6 protein-coding genes are annotated in these 5,092 nt (G+C 47.1%); 3 read left to right on the forward strand and 3 right to left on the reverse strand.

The window, feature by feature from the left end; all coding sequences use genetic code 11:
- Positions 1 to 96: 96 nt before the first annotated feature.
- The 3 genes from nfuA to cysQ all read left to right on the forward strand — a co-directional run bounded on the left by nfuA (position 97) and on the right by cysQ (position 2,299).
- Positions 97 to 681: a Fe-S biogenesis protein NfuA gene (nfuA, locus tag R7041_RS22635; protein ID WP_005379313.1), complete on the forward strand. Its 585-nt coding sequence runs from the start codon at positions 97 to 99 to the stop codon at positions 679 to 681.
- 176 nt (positions 682 to 857) lie between these two features.
- Entirely contained in the window at positions 858 to 1,427 is a 570-nt protein-coding gene (nudE, locus tag R7041_RS22640; RefSeq protein WP_005379309.1) for an ADP compounds hydrolase NudE, read from the forward strand.
- Positions 1,428 to 1,471: 44 nt separating this feature from the next.
- The gene (cysQ, locus tag R7041_RS22645) at positions 1,472 to 2,299 is read left to right on the forward strand and encodes a 3'(2'),5'-bisphosphate nucleotidase CysQ (RefSeq protein ID WP_005379308.1); all 828 of its coding nucleotides are present in this window, start codon (positions 1,472 to 1,474) and stop codon (positions 2,297 to 2,299) included.
- Between the two features lie 303 nt (positions 2,300 to 2,602).
- Here the strand turns inward: cysQ and R7041_RS22650 are convergent, their stop codons facing one another.
- From R7041_RS22650 to gspL, 3 genes are read right to left on the reverse strand one after another with little or no spacing between them, the layout of a single operon-like run.
- Complete coding sequence (locus R7041_RS22650) at positions 2,603 to 3,364, reverse strand: type II secretion system protein N (RefSeq protein ID WP_064368900.1); 762 nt, start codon at positions 3,362 to 3,364, stop codon at positions 2,603 to 2,605.
- 1 nt (position 3,365) lies between these two features.
- A complete protein-coding gene (locus tag R7041_RS22655) occupies positions 3,366 to 3,857 on the reverse strand; it encodes a type II secretion system protein M (RefSeq protein ID WP_064368899.1) in 492 nt (163 codons plus the stop codon).
- Positions 3,858 to 3,864: 7 nt separating this feature from the next.
- Positions 3,865 to 5,067 (reverse strand): type II secretion system protein GspL, encoded by a 1,203-nt coding sequence (gene gspL / locus R7041_RS22660; RefSeq protein WP_206949360.1) that lies wholly within the window; start codon positions 5,065 to 5,067, stop codon positions 3,865 to 3,867.
- Between the last annotated feature and the right edge of the window lie 25 nt (positions 5,068 to 5,092).

The following is a 5,092-nucleotide window of genomic DNA, read 5'->3' on the forward strand; positions in this document are numbered from 1 at the left end:
TCGCTTCGCCATGCCTTAGCATCAAAAAGACTAGACCCATACGTCAACAAGAGTAGAATAGCAGCAGTAACCTACAAATTTACTCGGGTATTCGTCGTGTCAAATATTACTATTACAGAAACTGCGCAAACGCATTTCGCTAACCTTTTAGGCCAACAACCTGAAGGCACTAACATTCGTATTTTCGTTGTGAACCCAGGTACACAAAACGCTGAGTGTGGCGTGTCTTACTGCCCACCAGAAGCAGTAGAATCGACCGACACTGAACTCTCTTACAGCGGTTTTTCAGCTTACGTAGATGAGCTGAGCCTGCCATTCCTTGAAGACGCTGAAATCGATTTTGTTACCGATAAAATGGGCTCTCAGCTAACGCTAAAAGCACCTAACGCTAAAATGCGTAAAGTTGCGGACGACGCACCACTGGTTGAGCGCGTTGAGTACGTTATCCAAACTCAAGTGAACCCACAGCTTGCTGGCCACGGTGGTCACGTAAACTTGGTTGAGATCACTGAAGACGGTGTTGCGATTGTTGCATTTGGTGGCGGTTGTAATGGCTGTTCTATGGTTGACGTAACACTAAAAGAAGGCATCGAGAAAGAGCTGCTAAACCAGTTCATTGGTGAACTAACCGCAGTTCGTGATGCTACAGAACATGACCGTGGTGATCACTCTTACTACTAAGAGTAAACACTGTCAGAAAATGGGAGGCTTCGGTCTCCCATTTTTGTATCGATACTGAGGTGATGCTGAGATGCTTAGCTCGACTCGTAAAATCCGCTAGAAACTCAGGCGGAGTTCTCATATATTAAGAATCTTACGCATCTCGTAAACGCCAACGACACCAAGGAGCCAGCGTCATGCCGAAACGAACCCCACCAGAGATACTCTCATGCCAGACGGTTGCAAAATCCAAACTGTTTGCTGTGGAAGCGCTCGACCTTCGTTTTTCCAATGGTGAGCATCGTACTTATGAGCGTATGAAGCCAAGTGGACGAGATGCTGTAATGGTAGTCCCTGTAACAGAACAAGGCGATTTATTACTGGTGCGTGAATACGCCGCTGGAACTGAACGTTACGAGCTAGGTTTCCCAAAAGGGCTGATTGACCCAGGAGAAACACCACACCAAGCTGCGGATCGTGAGTTAAAAGAAGAAATCGGCTTTGGCTGTAATCAGTTAACCCCGTTGAAACAAGTTATCCTCGCGCCATCTTACTTTTCGAGCAAAATGACTCTATTTTTAGGACAGGCGCTTTATCCAGAGAAGCAAGAAGGCGATGAGCCTGAACCACTGGAAATTGTGCGTTGGCCACTTGCGCAAGCCGAAGAGTTATTAACTCACATGGATTTCTGTGAAGCACGAAGCATCACAGCGCTAATGTTGGCACTGAAACACTTACCAAACACCACTCACAAGCATAACCAATAACGGTCATTAGAACCGAATAACACTGTGAGTAAGGACTATCACTTATGCCAATGACAAAAGATCTATCTCACCTACTTCCTCAAGTCATCGAGATTGCCCGCAGTGCTGGGCAAATGATCCTCGAAATATATGAAAAGAAGCAATACGAGGCCTACACCAAAAGTGACGAAACTCCCGTAACAAGTGCGGATATTGCAGCTCACAAGTTCATCACTGAACGCTTGAGTGATCTGACGCCTGACATTCCCGTGTTGTCAGAAGAAGACGCAGACATAAGCTTAGAGCAACGCGCTCAGTGGGAACGTTATTGGTTAGTCGACCCTCTTGATGGTACTCAAGAATTCATCGCTCGCAGTGGTGACTTTGCCACTATTATCGCGTTGGTCGACAACAATCGACCAACCATGGGCGTCGTTTACGGTCCTGTATCTGGCGTGACTTACTACGCTTATAATGGCAAAGGCGCCTGGAAAATTCCCGACATGTCGGACAGCGTCAAAATCCATACACACAAACACGAACAGCCAGAGCAAAGCATCGCAATTGCTATTAGTCGTCGCCAAGACATCAATCGTATTACTAACCGTATGAGCAGCGCCTGGAATTACGACTTAATACCGCTCGGTTCTGCGGCATTGAAAGCATGCCTCGTCGCGGAAGGGGCGGTAGATTGCTATCTCCGACTAGGTCCAACAGGTGAGTGGGACACCGCTGCGACACAATGCATTGTTGAAGAAGCTGGCGGACGTATTCTCAGCACGCAATTAGAACCGCTGTCATATAACGAGCGGGAAACACTAGAAAACCCGAACTTTATTGTTCTTGGTGATGCGGATTTACCTTGGAATGAGATTTTACAACGCAAAGATTAAGCGCCCTATCGGTAAAATTTAGAGCACAAAATTCTAGTAATAGAAAGGCCACGAATATCTTCGTGGCCTTTTCTTTTTGACCTTCTGTACAGCACTTGGAGCATTTGGCCTACTATGTTCCAATTGCCTGTAAAGCTGAACGAAAGAAAACAAATCGATTAAAAATCATGACTTTAAACTTTCACTCATTCCCAATCAAGATCGAATGTACAGCGAATAGAGGTTTTAGCTTACGATGTTCCAAAAGCAAAAAGAGCTGCACAATAGCAGCTCTTTTAAGATATTGGATTTTGTCACGATAGGTTAGAAGCGCCCTTGGTAATTAAACTCATATTGACCTTGAGCATTCGGCTTACCCAACCATTTCAGTTGCTCCCCCATGCTGGATGGGAACTCTGCACCAGGTTTGAACCACGCTTTGGTTGAGTACCGTTGATTAGGCATCAGTTCAGCGAAAAACGCCGCAGAGACTTGTTTGCTGCTCTGCTCACCAGTTGCCGTCAATACACTATCCTGACAGTTTATATCGGCAATCACAGGACCGAGATCTAAGCTGCCAACGGGGCTTTGAATACCACTGGCATTCCATACTAAAGTGCCTTCACCGTTCTTACACCAAGGCGCAGCATAAGTCGCATGACGAATATTCAGCTCAAGCTGCCCATCAACACCAACAGGCACAGGGAGGCGCGCTTGCTCAACAACTTTTACCGCCGGAATCGAGGCAACTAAGTTTTTGGCATAAGGGCCATCACTTAAGCTATAGCCGACAAAACCGCGCCCACGAACGTCCATTTCACTACCACGACCAAAGCGCACAGCAAACTCAGCTTTACCTGTCAGTAGACTCGACCATTGGAAATCCCAATTAACTTCTCCAAGGTTCTGGCGCTGCCAACGAATACTAGAAGCTTGACCTTGCCATACCGAACCGTTGGCTCCTTGAATGTCCAGGCCTCTCACTGTTGGTGCTTGTTGTAACACCCAAGAGACTGGTAATCCCATTAAAAGACTGACTGAAAAAAAGACGATAAAGATAACAACGTAAAGTACTGCTCGTTTCACCTTAACCTCGCTTAAACTGAAGGCGGTTTACATCGATCATGCCCGCTTGCTCTGTTCGGTCGATATCTAAAAATTCGACTTCAATACCCTGTTGCTCTTTCAAGTAACGTAACCAATCCACTAGTTGATTAAACGCGAGTGGTTTGATCCACACTTGAACGCTCTCATTACGAGGTTGTACTCGAATCAACTCAACTTTATAACGACGAGCTGAAGAAGAAACCAACTGATTCAACGGTTGACTAGAGTAGCTCACACCGCTGCTTTTTCGCAGTGCAGTGATGCCATCCGCTTTATCTTGTACCCAAGCTAGCAACTGTTTTTCGCTTTGAATACGTGACTGAGCTAGCTCCGCACGTTGGCTCATTGGCTGTAATAAAACCCAATAAATAATACCGATGACGGCAATAGCGCCACATCCCATGACCAAACGCTGCTCACGCTGCGAGATGCTGCTCCACCAAACCTGAGCTTGAGAAATTAAATTTTTCATCATCACCTCACAAACGCTTCAAAACAAAGCTGCCAACCACAACGTTATCGCTACGGTTCAACTGACCTTGCTCAACATTAAACTTCTCTGCCAATTTCACACGAGCCTGCTCAAAAGGTTGGAAGTCTGAACTACGAGCCTGAATACGTACTTCGCCACGTTGTCCGTCGTATTTAAAGCTAGTGATCTCCAAGTCGCTGACCTGACCAAGCGTCGCGGGTAATGCCGCCAACCATGACAACATTGCCTGCTGACCACTTCCACCAGATAAGCGGCGCTCTTCATCATCCATTTGTCGTTTGAGGTAACTAACGGTAGGAATGCGTCGTTTATTTGGGAACACCTGGCGGAAAATACGCTCACTCTCCTCACGATACGCTTGAGCTTGTGCTTCGTACTTGTGGACCACGAGCAACTGCTGCGCAACCATGACGACAATAAGCACCCCCGCAGCAATAGTGGCTTTTTGCCAGAGCTTCCAGTATTTACCCCAAGAAGATTTCGGCTTGAAGCTCCCAGTCAGCAAATTGACTTTGCTTTCTGTCACCCCCTTCGCCAGTAAAGCCATCGTCATTTCTTCTGGTTGCGGATCCCATATTTCAGGTAACGCAGATTCAGGGACCGAGCTAAAGCAATCGAGCTTCCAACCTTCATGATTTTGTAGATAAGAAGAGAGGTAAAGGTCTAACCAAGAAGCGTCGACAACCGCGCCCTCTGTCGCAGAGTGACGAATTAGCCATTGCTCGCCAATCGTTGCAGCACTGCTGTGATCTCCACGAACCGGTAACGCAAGCACATCGGGTAAAATGCGTTTAATGGCGATACCTTGGCTTGAGAAACGTTGCAGTACAGTCTGAATCCAAGCACGTTCAACTGCGCAAATCTGCGCTTTATCCGCTTGTTTACCCAACACGCTAAAGTGCAGGCCATCAACGTCCTGAGCAACTTCGTCTTCCACTAAGTACGGTAACATCGCCTCGAATTGGCGTGTTGCACCAGGCGGTATATCCACTTGCGTCAGGACCACATCATTACTCGCCAACAGCGCCACAACTTGGCGCTGACCAGCATATGAAACCAACTCATCTAAGTGTTCCCACCCGGCGATTTCACCGCTAGCAATCACTTCCTGTTGATCTGTCGACCACACCACCCAAGGAATGGTACTTTGTTGTTCGCTACTCAGCCGAACGGTCAGAAACTCGCTCACTGATCCCTCCAAAACGACGGCGAAC

The sequence above is a fragment of the Vibrio sp. 1751 genome, assembly GCF_033339895.1.
GTDB lineage: Bacteria > Pseudomonadota > Gammaproteobacteria > Enterobacterales > Vibrionaceae > Vibrio > Vibrio alginolyticus.

Coding starts and splice junctions, on each gene's coding strand:
- nudE (WP_005379309.1), top strand. CDS start 858: ATGCCGAAACGAACCCCACCAGAGATACTCTCATGCCAGACGGTTGCA.
- R7041_RS22655 (WP_064368899.1), bottom strand. CDS start 3,857: ATGAAAAATTTAATTTCTCAAGCTCAGGTTTGGTGGAGCAGCATCTCG.
- cysQ (WP_005379308.1), top strand. CDS start 1,472: ATGCCAATGACAAAAGATCTATCTCACCTACTTCCTCAAGTCATCGAG.